This window comes from Acetobacter fabarum, assembly GCF_022483405.1.
In the GTDB taxonomy this organism is placed as follows: Bacteria; Pseudomonadota; Alphaproteobacteria; order Acetobacterales; family Acetobacteraceae; genus Acetobacter; species Acetobacter fabarum.
In genome coordinates, this window is record NZ_JAKVNI010000001.1 from 483,854 (window position 1) to 500,430 (window position 16,577).

14 protein-coding genes and 2 pseudogenes are annotated in these 16,577 nt (G+C 61.4%); 5 read left to right on the plus strand and 11 right to left on the minus strand.

Annotated features, from left to right (window positions below; translation table 11 throughout):
* Nucleotides 1–150: 150 nt before the first annotated feature.
* Complete coding sequence (locus LKE65_RS02440) at nt 151–1,677, plus strand: S10 family peptidase (RefSeq protein WP_408744078.1); 1,527 nt, start codon at nt 151–153, stop codon at nt 1,675–1,677.
* A gap of 198 nt (nt 1,678–1,875) precedes the next feature.
* Here the strand turns inward: LKE65_RS02440 and rpsI are convergent, their stop codons facing one another.
* Together rpsI and rplM are read right to left on the minus strand one after the other, a co-directional pair.
* Nucleotides 1,876–2,364 (minus strand): 30S ribosomal protein S9, encoded by a 489-nt coding sequence (gene rpsI, locus LKE65_RS02445; protein ID WP_086646120.1) that lies wholly within the window; start codon nt 2,362–2,364, stop codon nt 1,876–1,878.
* A 4-nt stretch (nt 2,365–2,368) separates the two neighbouring features.
* Complete coding sequence (gene rplM / locus LKE65_RS02450; RefSeq protein WP_086646121.1) at nt 2,369–2,845, minus strand: 50S ribosomal protein L13; 477 nt, start codon at nt 2,843–2,845, stop codon at nt 2,369–2,371.
* 203 nt (nt 2,846–3,048) lie between these two features.
* Here rplM and LKE65_RS02455 point away from each other — a divergent pair, with 203 nt between their 5' ends.
* Entirely contained in the window at nt 3,049–4,389 is a 1,341-nt protein-coding gene (locus tag LKE65_RS02455) for a hypothetical protein (RefSeq protein ID WP_278740327.1), read from the plus strand.
* A gap of 35 nt (nt 4,390–4,424) precedes the next feature.
* The gene (locus tag LKE65_RS02460; protein ID WP_278740328.1) at nt 4,425–5,312 is read left to right on the plus strand and encodes an SDR family oxidoreductase; all 888 of its coding nucleotides are present in this window, start codon (nt 4,425–4,427) and stop codon (nt 5,310–5,312) included.
* Nucleotides 5,313–5,423: 111 nt separating this feature from the next.
* Here the strand turns inward: LKE65_RS02460 and phoU are convergent, their stop codons facing one another.
* From phoU to pstC, 4 genes are read right to left on the minus strand one after another with little or no spacing between them, the layout of a single operon-like run.
* Nucleotides 5,424–6,140: a phosphate signaling complex protein PhoU gene (phoU, locus tag LKE65_RS02465; protein ID WP_086646124.1), complete on the minus strand. Its 717-nt coding sequence runs from the start codon at nt 6,138–6,140 to the stop codon at nt 5,424–5,426.
* A gap of 31 nt (nt 6,141–6,171) precedes the next feature.
* Nucleotides 6,172–6,972, minus strand: coding sequence for a phosphate ABC transporter ATP-binding protein PstB (gene pstB, locus LKE65_RS02470; protein WP_165925700.1), 801 nt, complete (start codon nt 6,970–6,972; stop codon nt 6,172–6,174).
* Between the two features lie 29 nt (nt 6,973–7,001).
* On the minus strand, nt 7,002–7,877 hold the full coding sequence (gene pstA / locus LKE65_RS02475) for a phosphate ABC transporter permease PstA (protein WP_086646126.1): 876 nt from the start codon (nt 7,875–7,877) through the stop codon (nt 7,002–7,004).
* A 2-nt stretch (nt 7,878–7,879) separates the two neighbouring features.
* A complete protein-coding gene (gene pstC / locus LKE65_RS02480; protein WP_086646127.1) occupies nt 7,880–8,863 on the minus strand; it encodes a phosphate ABC transporter permease subunit PstC in 984 nt (327 codons plus the stop codon).
* Between the two features lie 327 nt (nt 8,864–9,190).
* Between pstC and ilvD the strand changes: the two genes are divergently transcribed.
* Complete coding sequence (gene ilvD, locus LKE65_RS02485) at nt 9,191–11,059, plus strand: dihydroxy-acid dehydratase (protein ID WP_086646128.1); 1,869 nt, start codon at nt 9,191–9,193, stop codon at nt 11,057–11,059.
* Nucleotides 11,060–11,218: 159 nt separating this feature from the next.
* The gene (locus LKE65_RS02490) at nt 11,219–12,472 is read left to right on the plus strand and encodes a cation:proton antiporter (protein WP_278740330.1); all 1,254 of its coding nucleotides are present in this window, start codon (nt 11,219–11,221) and stop codon (nt 12,470–12,472) included.
* 154 nt (nt 12,473–12,626) lie between these two features.
* Here the strand turns inward: LKE65_RS02490 and LKE65_RS02495 are convergent.
* The 5 genes and pseudogenes from LKE65_RS02495 to LKE65_RS02515 all read right to left on the minus strand — a co-directional run.
* Nucleotides 12,627–13,010 (minus strand): annotated as a pseudogene (locus LKE65_RS02495) (hypothetical protein); the annotation flags it as partial.
* A 35-nt stretch (nt 13,011–13,045) separates the two neighbouring features.
* Nucleotides 13,046–14,659, minus strand: a complete 1,614-nt coding sequence (locus LKE65_RS02500; protein ID WP_075624942.1) for an ISL3 family transposase — start codon at nt 14,657–14,659, stop codon at nt 13,046–13,048.
* A 91-nt stretch (nt 14,660–14,750) separates the two neighbouring features.
* Nucleotides 14,751–14,969: pseudogene (locus LKE65_RS02505) on the minus strand (hypothetical protein); the annotation flags it as partial.
* A gap of 304 nt (nt 14,970–15,273) precedes the next feature.
* Nucleotides 15,274–15,477 carry a hypothetical protein gene (locus tag LKE65_RS02510; protein WP_086646130.1) on the minus strand — a complete coding sequence of 68 codons (204 nt, stop codon included), beginning with the start codon at nt 15,475–15,477 and terminating at the stop codon, nt 15,274–15,276.
* 37 nt (nt 15,478–15,514) lie between these two features.
* Entirely contained in the window at nt 15,515–16,498 is a 984-nt protein-coding gene (locus LKE65_RS02515; protein WP_278740333.1) for a quinone oxidoreductase family protein, read from the minus strand.
* Nucleotides 16,499–16,577: the final 79 nt, after the last annotated feature.

Genomic DNA, 16,577 nt, shown 5'->3' on the forward strand with positions numbered 1-16,577 from the left:
ACATGGGATTGGGGCAAAAAATAGTCCAGCCCACCCTTGCAGGAACACGTTTGCACAAGCAGCATGGCTCCCGAGCAAAAGCCTGCAAAGGAAGATACAGCCGTGACCACACGCCCAGCACCTTACAACCCCACCCGCGCCCGCGCTGGCCTGTGGCCCGGTCTGCCCCTCTGCCTTGCCCTTTGCCTGTCCACCACATCCGCACTGGCGGCTACAGCCTCCGCCCCCACCCGGGCCGAGGCAGGCCAGCCCGCCCAGACCCCCGATGCCCCCGATACCTTCCATGACGCAGCCGCCCTGCTGCCCAAGGATTCGGTCACCCACCATAACGGGACCTTTGGCGGGCAAAAAATGACCTACACCGCAACAGCAGGCACACTGACCCTGCGTGACGATACCGGCAAACCCACAGCGCGCATGTTCTATACCGCCTACACGCGTGATGGGGCGGACCCTGCACACAGGCCGGTTGTGTATTTTTTTAACGGTGGCCCCGGCGCGGGTACCGCCTACCTACACCTTGGGGCGGCTGGCCCGGTCATGCTTGATTTTCCCACAGGCAACCCAGCCGATGGCGCCAATGCACAGATCAAACCCAACCCCGAAAGCTGGCTGGGGGCTGCCGATCTGGTTTTTCTGGATGCACCGGGCACGGGCTGGTCAGTCCCGACCGACCCCAAACAGGCGGACAAGCAGTTTTATGGCGTCAAACAGGATGCCAAAACCTTTGCCAAGGCCATTCAGCTCTGGGCCAATGCCAACAAACGCCTGACCTCCCCCCGCTACCTTGCGGGGGAAAGCTATGGCGGCCTGCGGGCCATAGAGGTGGCCAATGCGCTGGCCGAGGACCAGCACATTCTGCTCAACGGCATTATCATGGTCTCCCCCGCACTGGACATGACCCTGCTGGATACGGAAAACGACATTCTGGCCGAAGCTTTTGTGTTGCCCACGCTTGAGGCCGCAAATCTGGCTCTCCAGCACAAGCTGACCCCTGAAAACACCGCCCAGCATCTGGACAAGGCATACCAGTACGCCATGGGGCCATACCTGAGCACACTGGCAGGCACGCCCCCCACGGGTGATGATGCGGAAGATTTTTACGAGGCCGTTGCCAACCATACCGGCATTGAGCAGGACATTATTGCCAAGCAGCGCGGCATGCCCCGGCCAGAGGCACACGACATACGCAGCCGCGATGGCCGCCTGTATTCGCTGTATGACGCCACATTATCCATTGCCGACCCCTTCCCCGAAGGGGTGGATAATGGGGAAAGCCCCGAACCCACGTTGGACGGGTTTGGCCACGCCTATGGCAGCGCCTTTGAGCATTATGCCACCACCGAACTGCGCTACCAGACAGAACTAAGCTACAACCTGCTCAACTACGCCATAAGCCAGGCATGGGACTACCGCGACACAAACGCCCCTATTGTACGCCCCATTCCCACCCTGCGCCGCCTGCTGGCCCTTAACCCCACCCTGCGGGTGTTTATTGCCAACGGCGCGTATGATCTGGTGTGCCCCTATGCTTCCTCCCGCTGGGTGGCGGAGCATATTCCCGTGGGCCGCAGCCGTATTGGCCTGCATGTTTATCCCGGTGGGCACATGCTCTACACCCGCCCGGACAGCCGTGCAGCCCTTGCGCGCGATGTTCGCACCTTTCTGGCTCCCTGAGCCAGAGGGCACGTAACGCCCGCCCCATCAAACATACGGGGGCCGGGCACGCGCCCTAGCCCGGTCCAGCCCCAAGGCTGCAAGGGCTGGCCCACGTAGAGGGCACAACCACTCCCGCAGACCCCAAACGCAAAACGGGCGGGGGGACCAAAATCCCCCCGCCCGTCTGCCGAACGAAAAACCGAAGTCCGAACCGGATCAGCGCTTGCTGAACTGGAAGGAACGACGTGCTTTTGCGCGACCGTACTTTTTACGTTCAACCTGACGCGAATCGCGGGTCAGGAAGCCAGCAGCCTTGAGGATGCTGCGCAGTTCGGGTTCGTAGTGGGTCAGCGCGCGGCTGATACCGTGGCGAACCGCACCAGCCTGACCGGACAGACCGCCACCGGTTACGGTGCAGACCACGTCAAACTGGTTGTAACGATCGGATACGAGGAAAGGCTGGGTGAGCAGCATGCGCAGCACTGGGCGTGCGAAATACTGAACAACCGGACGGCCGTTAACGGTGACTTCACCTTTACCCGGCTTGATCCATACGCGAGCCACGGCATCCTTACGGCGGCCTGTGGCGTAGGAGCGGCCCTGTGCGTCACGCTTTGCTTCGTAAACCGGAGCGGAATCGGCCAGAACCGGTGCAACGGTCTTCAGATCGGCCAGCGTGCCTGTGCGTTCCTGAGTTTCAGACATTGTCTCAGCCCTTCTGAGCGTTAACGACGTTTTTGCGGTTCAGCGCCGCAACGTCAAGCACCTGGGGGGTCTGACCACCGTGGGGGTGTTCAGCGCCAGCATACACATGCAGGTTGCGCATCTGCTCACGCTGGAGCGGACCACGCGTGATCATGCGTTCAACTGCCTTTTCGACCAGATGGCCGGGGTGCTTGCCGTTCAGGCGCTGCGAGACCGTGCGGGTCTTGATACCGCCGGCATAGCCGGTGTGGTAATGAAAAAGCTTCTGGTCCGCTTTGTTGCCGGTCAGCGCCACTTTTTCGGCGTTGATGACAACAACGTGGTCACCGCAGTCAACATGCGGTGTGAACTGAGGCTTGTGCTTGCCGCGCAGGCGCGTGGCGATGATGACGGCGAGACGACCCAGAGCGAGACCTTCGGCATCGATCAGGATCCAGTTCTTCGTCACCTCCGCGGGCTTCAGCGAGAGGGTGGTCTTCATGACACTGATTCCATATGAGAACAGTTACGTATTGATGGCGCGTTATGATGGGTGGCGCACGGGCAGTCAAGAGGTATTGCAGTTAATGACCGTATTTTCAGGCAGTTTTCTCTAGGTAACATGTTACCGTGGCGCCGCTTGCCCCCCACCCCCGCATGCACTAAAGCTGAAGGCTGTGGTGAAAACAGCAGGATTTCCAACGCGTGAAGAAGAACGTTCTTGTCACGGTCTCCGGCATTGCCATTCTTGGCGGGATCGCATGGTTTGGCGCCCACCACGCAGAACGTGTGATGGTTGATAAAGGGATCGAGCGGTTCAAACAGGCGCTGGGGCCGGATGTCTCCTTCACCTACACGCGGGCCAAGCCCGGCCTGCTGGGCCGCAGCGTGCGGTTTAGTGGCCTGGTGTTCCGTCAGGGGCCGGAAACCATGACCGCCGATGAGGCGGAACTGACCAAGCCCGACACGCAGGATTCCGACGTTACCCGGATTCACCACCTGAGCTTCCGTAACTTCCAGCTTGCAGACCCCGCAGGCAGCCTGCACCTGAAAACCATGGAAATGGACGATCTGGCCCTGCCCACCAAGGCCGAGGACCCCACCGCCCCCGGTGTGCAGACCCTGAGCATCGGCCACGCACAGGCAACCGGCCTGCACGGTTTTGTCAGCGCCCTGCAATCCGACCTCTCAGCCGATAGCGCCAGCATGGACGATTTTGGCGCGAACGAAACATCGCACCTGCAGGCACGCAACGTGCAGCTTTCCACCGATGTTGCTCCGCCGCGCCATATAAAGGCCGAATCCATTAACGTGGATGGCGTTGCCCTTGCCGACCTGTACAAAACCCTGACCACGGGCGCGCCCTACACCACCCATGCCAATACGCGCGACATCACCATTGACCAGCTGAGCATGGATGGTACCACCCCGCTCATACGGGCAAAGCGTGTGCTGTCCCACGCAACCCATACCGAGTCCACGGAGCAGGAAGTCTCCAGCATACAGGGGCTGGAGCTCTGGCCGAACGTGCCCAACATGGGCTGGATGCCCTCACTCGGGTATGACCATTTTGTGGGCAATGTGGTGCTCAATGACACGCACACCCCCAAAACAGGCGCGCTGCATCTGGAAACCCTCAGCATCGATTCCGCCAACATGGGACGGCTGCATATTCATGGCGAACTCGGGCAGGCAACATCCGCCTCCGTGCTGGTGGACAGCAATACGGACATGCAGGTGATCTCGCTCTCGCTCGATTACATAGACCACGGGCTGGTCCCCAAAGCTCTTGGGGCCATTGCCGCAGCCCGCGGCCTGCCACCGCAAGGCCTGCTGGCCTATGTACAGGCCCAGTCCGCCACGGCGCAGAACCCCGCCTTTGCCAGCTTCTTCCACTGGCTGGCCAACCCCGGCAAGCAGACCCTGAGCATCACCCTCAAGCCCGTGCAGCCCATGCCGCTCATGCTGGTTGCCGCCTCGCTGGGTGAGCTGACCTCCATGCCCGAACTGGCACAAAAAATCGGGCTGTCCGTTCAGGCGCACTAACGCCGCATAACCCGAGCAGCCAGCAGGCACACACCATGCGCTCCCCCCAGACACCCCCGCACCCCGTGCATGTTATTGGCGCATCCGGCCGGTCGGGGCGGGCGGTGTGTCAGGCACTGGCCCTGCGGGGCACACCCGTTGTGCCCGTTATACGCAACCCCGCCCGCGCCACCGGCCTGCCCACCCCCCGTATTGCGGACCTGAGCGGCCCAACCGGCCCGCTGCGCGCCGCACTGGCTGATGCAACGCGTATTATCTGCACAGCCCATGCCCGCCATATTCCCGCACTGCTGGCTACGGCCCCCGCCACAGCTAGGCTTGTGTGTCTTGGCAGCACGCGCAAGTTCACCCGCTGGCCGGATGCACACGGCAAGGGCGTGCTGTTGGGGGAGCAGGCCCTGCTGGCCTCTGGCCATTCAGGCGTAATCCTGCACCCCACCATGATTTACGGCGCACAGGGCGAGAACACCGTACAGCGGCTGGCCGCCGTGCTGCGCCTGCTCCCGTTTACGCCCCTGCCCGGTGGGGGGCGCGCTCTGGTGCAGCCCATCTGGCAGGGGGATGTAACCGCCTGCATTCTGGCCGCCCTGAACAAAGCATGGGATGGCCCGCACAGTCTGGTTATTGCAGGCGCAGATGCCGTGCCCTACCGCCAGTTTGCCGCCATGGTGGGTGCAGCCGCAGGGCTTGCGCCACGCCCGACCATACCCGTGCCAGCAGGCCTGCTGATGGCCCTTGCCAAGCTAAGTGCCTGCGTGCCCGGCCTGCCCCGCATTGGCCCGGACGAAATCCGCCGCCTGCTGGAAAACAAGAATTTTGATATTACCCCCATGCAGACCACGCTGGGGGTACGGCCCATTGGGCTGGCCGAAGGGCTGCACCATACGTTTTTTGCGCTGGGGCCAAAAACCCCGCAGGCCTGAAGCCCATGCGGTGGTGCCAACAAAAACGGGCACCCTGACCTTTTAAAGCCAAAATGCCCGATCCTGCGGCAAACCCTGCGGTGTTAGTGCCCGCCCCTGCCGGGGGCTGGCTTATTCAGGCTGTTCAACATTGGTACGGGCCGCACCGCCGCGTGGGCGAACGGATGGCAGCATTTCCCCCGTAACCGCATAGTACACACGCTCGGCAATATTGGTGGCGTGGTCCCCGATCCGCTCAAGGTTTTTGGCAACAAACAGCAGATGGATGCACGGCCCGATCTTGCGGGGGTCTTCCATCATGTAGGTCACCAGTTCGCGGAACATGGTGGTGTACAGTTCGTCCACCGCCGTATCGGCCTTCCACACTTCCTGCGCGCGCTCGGCATCGTTCTCGACCATGGATTCCACGGCCATGTGCAGGTTTTCCTGCACCAGACGCGCCATGGCCCGCAGAGCGCTGAAGGAAACCGCCCCGTCCAGCACTTCCACCTTGCCAGCACGGCGCGCAATGGAGGAGGCGTAATCCCCGATCCGCTCAAGGTCGCCGCTCATTTTGAGCACGGCCACAATCACGCGCAGGTCCACCGCCATGGGTGCGCGCAGGGCCAGAATGCGAATAGCCAGCATTTCGGCCTCACGCTCCAGCGCGTCCACTTCGGGGTCCAGCTCCGGGGGTTCCAGAGCGGCTTCTTCATTCTGGTTCACCACGGCGGCAATGGCCTGAGCGGTCTGCCGCTCCACCAGACCACCCATGCGCGCCACAATGCCACGCAGCCGGTCCAGCTCCTGATCGTAGCGGGTAATGGTATGTGCGGGTTCGTTGCCCATAACGCTTTCCTCCGTGCCCTGTGCTCGGCGTTTAGCCGAAGCGGCCTGTAATGTAGTCCTGCGTCTGCTGTTCACGCGGGGTGGTGAACATACGGGCGGTGCTGTCCACTTCGATCAGGCGCCCCATGTAGAAAAACGCCACCTGGTCCGCACAGCGGGCAGCCTGCTGCATGTTATGCGTGACAATGGCAATGGTGAACTCGGTTTTAAGCTCGTCGAGCAGTTCCTCGATCCGGGCGGTGGAAACCGGGTCCAGCGCACTGGTTGGCTCGTCAAGCAAGATCACTTCGGGGCGTACGGCAATGGTGCGGGCAATGCACAGGCGCTGCTGCTGCCCACCGGACAGGGCCGTGGCCGAAGCGCTCAGCCGGTCCTGTACCTCTGGCCACAGGGCCACGCGGCGCAGGGCATCCTCTACCCGTCCGTCCATTTCGGAGCGGGAGACACGCTCATGCAGGCGGATGCCAAAAGCAATGTTGTCATAGATGGACATGGGGAATGGCGTGGGCTTCTGGAACACCATGCCAATGCGCGAGCGCAGAACGTTAAGGTCCACCCCCGAATTGAGGATGTTCTGCTTATCAAAGATCACCTCACCCGTGGCGCGCTGGCCGGGGTACAGGTCGTACATCCGGTTGAGCACACGCAGCAGGGTGGATTTGCCACAGCCTGAAGGGCCGATCATGCCCGTAACACTACGCTCGGGGAAGTCGAGCGAGATGTCATGCAGCGCGTGGGACGTGCCGTAATAGAAGTTCAGCCCCCGGACCTGCATGGCTACAGGGTGCGGTGCGTCCTTGCTTGTGGTGGCGCTGTCCAGCGGTTGGGTCATGCCTGTCGCTTTTACGGGAACCTCTACGCTCATGACCGTCCTCCGCGGGTTCCGACCCGCACTACAATATTGATAATAAGCACACCCAGTGTCACCAGCAGCGCGCCGGTCCATGCCTGCTGCATCCAGTCCTGATAAGCAGAGCCGGCATACTGGTAGATGGCCACGGGCAGGCTGGCCATGGGGCGCCCGAGGTCAAGCGACCATTCGGAATTGCCCAGCGAGGTAAACAGAAGGGGGGCTGTCTCCCCCGCAACGCGGGCGATGGACAGCAGCACGCCGGTCATAATACCCGCACGCACGGCACGCACACAGATAAACAGGATAACCCGCCATTTGGGCGCGCCCAGCGCAATGCCTGCCTCACGCATGGCAACAGGCACAAGGCGCAGCATGTCCTCGGTCGTGCGGACCACAATAGGCATGGCCAGAATGGCCAGCGCCACAGCCCCCGAAAAACCGGAAAAGTGCCCGAACGGGACAACCAGCATCATGTAAATGAACAGGCCGATCAGGATGGAAGGGGCAGAGAGCAGCATGTCCGACACAAAGCGCACAATGCGCGCCATGCGGCTACCAGCCCCGTATTCGGCCAGATAGATGCCTGTCATCAGCCCTGCCGGCGCACCGATCAGAATCGCAAGCCCGGTCTGGATAATGCTGCCCATAATGGCGTTGGCCAACCCACCGGGCTGCCCCGGCGCTGCCATGGACAGGGTGAACAGGTGCACGCTCATGCCCGCCAGGCCATTTTTGAACAGGGTCCACAAAATGGAGCCGAGCATGAACACCACGATCAGCATGCCCAGCCAGCTCAGGCCCGTGGCCAGCTTGTCGCACATGTGGCGCCGCCAGAGCAGCGAGGCGGAGCGGTCAGCCCGCATGAGGGTATTGTTCGCCTTCATCCTCAACGTCCTGCTGCCTGTTCGCCACGGGCCAGCAGCCAGCGGGAGAACCAGAGTGTTACAAAGGAGATGGCCATAAGAATGGCCCCCAGCGCCATGAGGGAAGCCAGCTTGAGGCTCCCTGCCGGGCTTTCGGGGAATTCAAGGGCGATCAGCGAGGCAATGGTGTTGGCCGGTGCAAACAGCGACCAGCCAATGTGGTTGCTATCCCCGATCACAAAGGTCACGGCCATGGTCTCACCCATTGCGCGGCCCATGCCCAGCACAATGCCGCCCACAACCCCCTGACGGGACCAGGGCAGCACAACATGGCGCATGACCTCCCACCGGGTAGCACCCAGCCCGTACCCGCTCTCACGCAGAACAGCAGGCATGGACAGGAACACATCACGCATGACGGCGGTAATGGACGGGGTGATCATGACCGCCAGAATAAGTGCTGCCGTAAACAGCCCCGTGCCAAACGGCGCACCCGCCACAAGGGCGGACAGGCCGGGCACATGGCCAAAAAGCTGGCGGGCAGCGGGCTGCACGTAATGCGCCACCACCGGCACCACCACAAAAAAGCCCCACATGCCAAAGATAATGGAGGGCACGGCGGCCAGAAGCTGCACGGCCATGCCAATAACCGAGGCGGCGGCGGGTGGCGCAAGGGCGGTCAGCCAGAATGCGGTACCAAAGGCCAGCGGCACGGCCACAAGGAGAGCCAGCGCACTGCTGATAACGGTGCCAAAAACCGGGGCGGCGGCCCCGAAATGCTGCGTGACCGGGTTCCATACCGCGGAAACCAGAAAGCCCGGACCAAAGGTTGCAAACGCCTTCCAGCCACCTGTTACCATAACGGCAATAATGGCACCCAGAACAACCAGCACGCCAACACCTGTTGCCGTTACCAGAAGCCTGAAGGCGGGGTCGCCCTTCTGCCCTCCCTGATGGGAAGGGGCCTGTTTCATCGCGGGCAGGGACTGCCGTGCGGGAATTTCCATCTGCTCTCCGTTCCGAACTATCAGCCGGATGGGGCGAGAAATACTGAACGCTGTGCGCTCCTGCAACACGGAGACCCCATGAAAGTCCCTTTAAACAGAGTTTTGTCACAAAACTGTAGTGTTATCAGGGACATTGGTGGACAGCGGACCGGCACCTCGCGCATTCAGCCCCCGGCAACCGGGAACCTGCCCGGCCATTTCTGCATAATCCGGCCCTGACAGCCAGCACAATGTGGCGTAATGTGCCCAAGCCCATGCCGGTGGACCCACCGCGCATACCCCACGACCCGATGCTTTACCCAGCACCATAGCAGAAGAGACCCCATAATGGCCGGCTACCGATCACGCACCACCACCCACGGGCGCAACATGGCGGGTGCCCGCAGCCTGTGGCGCGCAACCGGTGTAAAAGACTCCGATTTTGGCAAACCCATTATTGCCGTCGCCAACTCCTTTACCCAGTTCGTGCCCGGCCATGTGCACCTCAAGGATATGGGGCAGCTTGTGTGCGAGGCCATTGCCGAAGCCGGTGGCATTGGCCGCGAGTTCAACACCATTGCGGTGGATGACGGCATTGCCATGGGCCACGGCGGCATGCTGTACAGCCTGCCCTCGCGCGAGCTGATTGCCGATGCCGTGGAATACATGGTGAACGCCCACTGCGCGGACGCCATTGTGTGCATCAGCAACTGCGACAAAATTACGCCGGGCATGCTCATGGCCTCCATGCGGCTGAACATTCCGGTCATTTTTGTATCCGGCGGCCCCATGGAAGCCGGGCGCGTGACACTGGATGACATTGAACAGCGCGCAGACCTTGTGACCTCCATGGTCGCAGCCGCAAGCCCGGGCGTGAGCGAGGCCGACTCCCTTGCCATCGAACGCTCCGCCTGCCCCACCTGCGGCTCGTGCTCGGGCATGTTCACCGCCAATTCCATGAACTGCCTGACCGAAGCCCTTGGCCTGTCCCTGCCCGGCAACGGCAGCCTTGTGGCCACCCATGCCGCACGCCGCAACCTGTTTGTGGAGGCCGGACGCCGCATTGTGGACCTTGCCCGCCGCTACTACGAGCAGGATGATACCTCCGTGCTGCCGCGCAACATTGCCACCATGGCCGCGTTTGAGAACGCCATGTCGGTCGATATTGCCATGGGTGGGTCCACCAACACGGTGCTGCACCTGCTGGCCGCAGCGCATGAAGGCGAAGTGCCCTTTACCATGAAGGACATTGACCGCCTCTCCCGCAAGGTGCCGCATCTGTGCAAGGTCTCCCCCTCCCGCCCGGATGTGCACATGGAAGACGTGCACCGTGCTGGCGGTATTCCCGCCATTATGGGCGAGCTGGACCGGCTGGGCCTGCTGCACCGTGATGTCAACATGGTCCACGCCGCCAACCTGCCCGAAGCACTGGATAAATGGGACATCCGCGCCCCCGGAGCCGAGAGCCGGACGGCAGCACGGGAGTTCTTCAGCGCAGCACCCGGCGGGGTACGCACCACGGTCGCGTTCTCGCAGTCCAGCACCTACAAAACGCTGGATACGGATCAGGCCAACGGGGCCATCCGCGATGGCGCGCATGCCTATAATCAGGATGGCGGGCTATGCGTGCTCTACGGCAATCTGGCCGAAGACGGCGCGATTGTTAAAACCGCAGGTGTTGCCGCAGGGCTGGAAACATTCTCCGGCCCCGCCCGGATTTTTGAAAGTCAGGATGACGCGGTTGCCGCCATTCTGGGCAACAAAATCAACCCCGGCGATGTGGTGCTGATCCGCTACGAAGGCCCCAAGGGCGGCCCCGGCATGCAGGAAATGCTGTACCCGACCAGCTACCTTAAATCCAAGGGGCTGGCCGAAAAATGCGCGCTCATTACCGATGGTCGCTTTTCTGGCGGGAGTTCGGGCCTGTCCATTGGCCATATCTCCCCCGAAGCGGGTGAAGGTGGCGTTATCGGGCTGGTGGAGGAAGGCGATACGATCGAGATCGACATTCCCAACCGCCGCCTGTCCGTGGCTGTGGCGGACAGCGTTCTGTCCGACCGCCGCGCACGCATGGATGATCTGGGCGATCAGGCCTGGCAGCCCAAGCGTGAGCGCGTGGTCTCCAACGCGCTCAAGGCCTATGCAGCCCTGACCACCAGTGCGGCCCGTGGCGCGGTGCGTGACGTAAGCCAGCTGACCCGCCGCACCCCGCGCTAACACGCGGCCCGGCAGCACAACGCAAAAACCCCCGCAGGGCAGCGCCTTGCGGGGGTTTTTTGTGCCCCCTCCCCCATAAAGCCACAAACGGCACAACCGGGCAGGGTAACCTCCGGTTTTGCTTGACGGCCCGCGCCTGAGCAGCCAGCGATAAGGGCCATGAACACCCTTGATCTTCTTGCCCTGCTGCTGTGCCTTTCTGCCGGGTTCAGTATTCTCAACCACCACACGCTGCGTATGCCTGTCACCATTGGTGTTCTGGTGTTTTCGCTGCTGGCATCCCTGCTGGTCATGGTGCTTAACCCGCTGTTTCCCGCCTATGACCTTCAGGCATTTCCGCGCAGGGTGCTCGGCGCGGTCAACCTGCCTGATGCCTTGCTCAATGGCGCGCTCTCGTTCCTCCTTTTTGCCGGAGCCATGCAGGTTGACCTTGGGCAACTGCAAAAGCACCTGCTCTCGGTCACGGCCCTGTCCGTTGCCGGGACTATTCTGGCGGTGGGGTTCATGGCGGGGGCAACATGGGGCGGGCTTAGTCTGGCAGGCCACCCCGTGCCCTTTATCTGGTGTGTTGTGCTGGGTGCCATTCTGGCCCCCACGGACCCGGTTTCCGTTGTGGGGATGCTGAAAAGGCTGGGCCTGCCTGCCCCCCTACAGGCCATTTTTGCGGGGGAAAGCCTGTTTAATGATGGCGTGGGTGTCGTGATTTCTGGCGTGGCCATCGGGCTGGCAACGGGGCAAAGCCCCACCATTACCCTGCCCGACCTGCTTGTGCGGTTCTGCCACGAGGCCATAGGGGGTGGGCTGCTGGGACTGGCCACAGGCTGGGCCGCGCTGTTTGTGCTCCGGGGGCAAAGAGACCCGCATATTGACCTGCTGACATCTCTGGCGCTGGCCACAGGCACCTTTAGCCTTGCCAGCCAGTTTGGCATGTCTGGCGCCATTGCGGTTGTGGTGGCCGGGCTATGCCTTGGCACACGCTACAGCCGCGCCATCCTCCACACGGAGGCCCGCACGAACCTTGATACAACATGGACAGTGATTGACGAGGTTCTGAACGTGTTCCTGTTCCTGCTGATCGGGCTTGAACTGCTGGACATAACCCCGCGCCTGTTCACGTTTGTGCTCACTCTGGCGGTTATCCCGCTCTCCATTGCCGTGCGCGCCGCGAGTGTGCTGGTCAGCACATTGCCAGTGCATCTGCGGCAATGGGACAGGGGGCGTGTTCCGGCCCTGCTCACATGGGGTGGGCTGCGGGGCGGTATTTCGGTCTCGCTGGCACTCGGCCTGCCTGCGGGGGACATGCGCGACCTGCTCCTGCCCGTCTGTTACGGCGTGGTGGTTTTTACCATTATCGTGCAGGGGCTGACCATGGAGCGGGTTGCCCGCGCACTCTACCCCAACGCTCCGGGCTAACGCGCAAAGCCTGTGCGGGAAGCCCCCCGCACACTCTGCACCATACCGGTCATGCGTATGCCCGGCGGGGGAACAAAAAACCCCGTGCAGGGGTTAAAACCCGGCACGGGGGAAAGCACCTTTTAAAAAAACGTACCTGTCTGCTACGCAGCGTTTACTGCGCGGGAGCAGGTGCAACCACATCCCCCGCCGGAGCGGCAAGCTGGGGGGCTGCGGGCGCAGGCTGCGGCACGGTCTTGTTGGTCACGATATAGGTAATGGATTCGGCGCGGGTAATATCCACCACGTCACCAATCTTGAGTGTTTTCAGGAAGTCCTGCATCGCCTTGGTGCGCAGCACTGCCACGTGCAGGGAATCATCCCCCTCCGTGGTGAAGGAGATGGTGCTGGAGGGCAGGTCGATGGTCTTGATCAGGGCGCGCTCGCGGTTAAAGGCCGCAATAATGCCGCGCGGGTGACCATGCACAAAGCCCCGTGCCGTGGTGAGCGTGGATTCGGGCAGGGGGCTGCCCGGAGGAGCAAGCTGCGCGCCCAGTGTGGTTCTTCCGCACTTTTCGTGATGATGTTTTTTGATTATGCGGGCTGAAGGACACGCGCCCTGAGGAGTTCGAAGCCTGCTCTTCCGAACATGGTTCGCTTGATCATTTTCAGTCGGCTGATCTGTCCTTCAACCGGGCTGGTTGTCCAAGGTGTGACAAGAGACGCTTCAATGGCAGCCGCATCCCGTTCAAGCGCGGGAATCAGACGTGACAGCAGCGTCGTCTTTCCTTCTTCCAGCAGAGCCTTCAGATCGCCTCCCGTGCAGGTGTCACCCCTTTTACAGAGCAGGGTCTGCATTTTCCTGAGCCAGCAGAGTGTGACGGCAAGGTGCGGTTCAGCTTCCAGAAGGGCAGGAACCAGCAGTCCCTCCTGTCCGGCAGATAACGGATCCTCTGCGAGGAGAAGCCGCGCAAGTCTGCGTCCCCGAGGTGCAACGACATGCGCGGAAGGAACGGGTTTCGCGGAACATCCCTGTCGCGTCGCCACCCATTTCCAGACGGTGCCATATTGTCCTGCAAAGCCCTGCTCCAGGAGTTCCCGCCATAGCTGACGACTATTGCGACATCCTTCGGACCATCTCTTTTCCAGGTGGGCTGCGTAAGGCACGAGTATGCTGCGTAGCGGAACCGTCCTTTTCCATGGTGGTGCATGGCCCCGCTGAAACCAGCGCCGCACGGTTTTTCTCTCTACCCCGATCGTTGTGGCGATAGCCTGAATGCTGTGTCCCTCTGCTTTCAGGGCAAGAGCTTCCTTGAAAAGAATATCACGTCGTTCCCCAGAGGCTGACCTGACGACCGCCTGCGCCTCTTCTGGATGCGCTCTGATTGTTTCAGATATTTTGCTTACTGCCGTTGATACGTTCAGCTGTCGTGTCAGGGTCCTCACTGTTGTCGTAAAACGGTCCAGAATGCTGACAAAAGCGTCTGACAGGTTCTTCAGCAGATGCCAGCGGTCTGTCACCTGAAGAGCGGATGGTGCGCCTCTGCGGCATCCGTCTGCATAAGCACCGGCACGGTCTCTGGCAATGATTTCAATACCGGGATGGACCTGCAGCCATCGGGCAAGGGTATCAGCGTCCCGATCTGGCAGGAGGTCAATGACATCATTTTTCTCAAGATCAACCACAATCGTTCCATAGTGATGTCCCCGCCGCCATGCCCAGTCATCCACCCCCACCACACGTGTACGGGCCATGCCTTTTGTGGTGTTCTGCGCACGTGAGAGAAGACGGCGGACAAGAGTATCGGCGCTGATGGGGCAACACAGGCGCACGGTCATTCGTGCTCCAGCGGAACCGCCCAGGGTATGGGCGATATAATAATGAAGATCGGCAAGACGTGTGGTCTGTCTGCCATGACGCACGGTTATCCCCTCAAGGGGCATGACAAACGTCCGACGTGGACAAAGCATCGTCTGGCAGAAAAAGCGCGGCACAGAAACGATCAGCGTGGCTGGACGGCCCTGCCATGGAAGATCCGCGAGTTTTCTCTGATAGAAACTGTGAATGCGTCGTGTCGGGCACTGACAGTCCGGACACACTGCACTCCGCTTTCGCAGACTGACTTCGATCTCCACTCTGTTGTCCAGTGCAACAACACGACGAACGACGAGGGAACGGGGAAGATCAAGAGACCGAAGGCGTGACACTGGGGAATATCCATGAAAGTGAACGACTTTCTGGATTTCCCAGTTCCGGAACCTAAGTACAAGATACCCATCACGAAAAGTGCGGAAGAACCCCCAGTGTTTCCACGAACTGGATTTTCAGTTCATCACCTTCGTGCAGGTGCGGCACGTCCTTTACGGCAGCGCCGTATTCAATGGTCAGCAGGTGGCCATTGCCTTCACGCAGCAGCAGTTCACGCGCTTCGCGGTCAACACTTTCCACAATAGCGGTCGCCTGCTGGCTCTTGAGCAGAACAGAGGCCTGCGCATGGGCCGCCGTTGGCATGGCCATTGTGGCCAGCCCCGCAAAACCGAGTGCACAGGCCGCAACAGATGCCGCAGCCTTGGAGGAAAAGCGGGAAACAAGAGGATGCAACACTCTCAATCCTTTCCGTCAGAAGCCTGAAGCAAACAGCGCCAGGCCAGATATGTTACTGGCAGTGATACAACGCCTACACCATAACACAAGCCAAAGCGTTGCGTTGCGCGTTTGCGCCTGTGGCAGAGCCCGCCACCGCAAAAGAAAAAACCCGTCTGGGCGGACCAGACGGGTTTTTGCCGTGTGTCGGGCGTTCAGGAACAGGCCCGACGCGGGCTTAGCCGCAGCACTTCTTTTTACGGATGAAATAAACAACCGCTGCAATCAGGCCCAGAGCCAGAATACCACGTGCACAGGGGGATTTGGGGCATTTTGCCATGTCTTGAGCTTCCTCAATATGGGTTTCCACCCAACACGGGTCGGGCGTTCCGGTTCTGTTGTAGCGTAATTGGTGGGCCACGTCATGCCATCTGGCGTGCATAATCACCGCCAGACCTCATGCCTGCCGCGCAAAATACTTATGGAAGCAGAATAGTGCTGCCAAGGGTTGTTCCCGCCTCCAGCGCCTCATGCGCCTTGTGGGCCTCGGCCAGTGCAAAACGCTGGCCAATGGTGGGGCGGAGCGCACCCTGCTCAAGCATGGCAAACAGCTCCTGCGCTGCGGCCTCCAGTGCCGGGCGGGTAGCAATGTAGGTGGAAAGCGTAGGCCGGGTCAGGTACAGGCTGCCCCGTGCTGCAAGCACACCCACATCCACCCCCGTAACCGGGCCGGAGGCATTGCCGTAGCTGACCATAAGCCCACGGGGGGCAAGGCAGGCCAGACTGGTCTCAAACGTGGCGCGGCCTATGCTGTCATACACAATGGGCACCATGGCTCCGTTGGTTAACGCGCGCACACGGTCGGGCAGGTTGTCCATGCCCACCAGCACATCTGCCGCCCCGCAGGCACGGGCAATTTCCGCCTTCTGCTCCGATGAGGTTACGCCAATAACCCGTGCGCCAAGGTAGCTCCCCCACTGGCACAACAGCTGGCCCACCCCTCCGGCGGGGGCATAGACCAGAATATTTTCCCCCTGCCGCACCCTGTGGACCTGCCAGACCAGCATATGGGCAGACAACCCCCGCAGCATGACCGCAGCCGCCTGCTCGGTAGAAATCCCATCGGGCAGAACCACAAGCCGGTCTGCCGCAACCACACGGTACTGGGCATACCCCCCAAGCACCCCGGCATAGGCCACGCGTGCGCCAACGCTCAGCCCCACAACATCGGCCCCTACGGCCTCCACCACCCCGGCCCCTTCCATGCCGGGAATGGCAGGCAGGTGGGGGAACTTGTACAGCCCGCTCCGAAAATACGTGTCGATGAAGTTGACGCCAATTGCCTCCTGCCGCACCAGCACCTCCCCCCTGTGGGGCAGAGGTACGGATACGAACTCGGGCAGAAGAACGTCCGGCCCGCCGGTATGGTGGACCCGAACAACCTGATTATGCTGCGCCGTCATGCTGTTGGCCCCTCTGGTTCCTAAAGGTGGCGGCTACGGGCATGGGCGTGGCCAACGGGCCACGGTGGCGCGTACCGGC

Coding starts and splice junctions, on each gene's coding strand:
- rplM (WP_086646121.1), bottom strand. CDS start 2,845: ATGAAGACCACCCTCTCGCTGAAGCCCGCGGAGGTGACGAAGAACTGG.
- LKE65_RS02460 (WP_278740328.1), top strand. CDS start 4,425: ATGCGCTCCCCCCAGACACCCCCGCACCCCGTGCATGTTATTGGCGCA.
- phoU (WP_086646124.1), bottom strand. CDS start 6,140: ATGGGCAACGAACCCGCACATACCATTACCCGCTACGATCAGGAGCTG.
- LKE65_RS02490 (WP_278740330.1), top strand. CDS start 11,219: ATGAACACCCTTGATCTTCTTGCCCTGCTGCTGTGCCTTTCTGCCGGG.
- ilvD (WP_086646128.1), top strand. CDS start 9,191: ATGGCCGGCTACCGATCACGCACCACCACCCACGGGCGCAACATGGCG.
- pstB (WP_165925700.1), bottom strand. CDS start 6,972: ATGACCCAACCGCTGGACAGCGCCACCACAAGCAAGGACGCACCGCAC.
- LKE65_RS02510 (WP_086646130.1), bottom strand. CDS start 15,477: ATGCACGCCAGATGGCATGACGTGGCCCACCAATTACGCTACAACAGA.
- rpsI (WP_086646120.1), bottom strand. CDS start 2,364: ATGTCTGAAACTCAGGAACGCACAGGCACGCTGGCCGATCTGAAGACC.
- pstA (WP_086646126.1), bottom strand. CDS start 7,877: ATGAAGGCGAACAATACCCTCATGCGGGCTGACCGCTCCGCCTCGCTG.
- pstC (WP_086646127.1), bottom strand. CDS start 8,863: ATGGAAATTCCCGCACGGCAGTCCCTGCCCGCGATGAAACAGGCCCCT.
- LKE65_RS02515 (WP_278740333.1), bottom strand. CDS start 16,498: ATGACGGCGCAGCATAATCAGGTTGTTCGGGTCCACCATACCGGCGGG.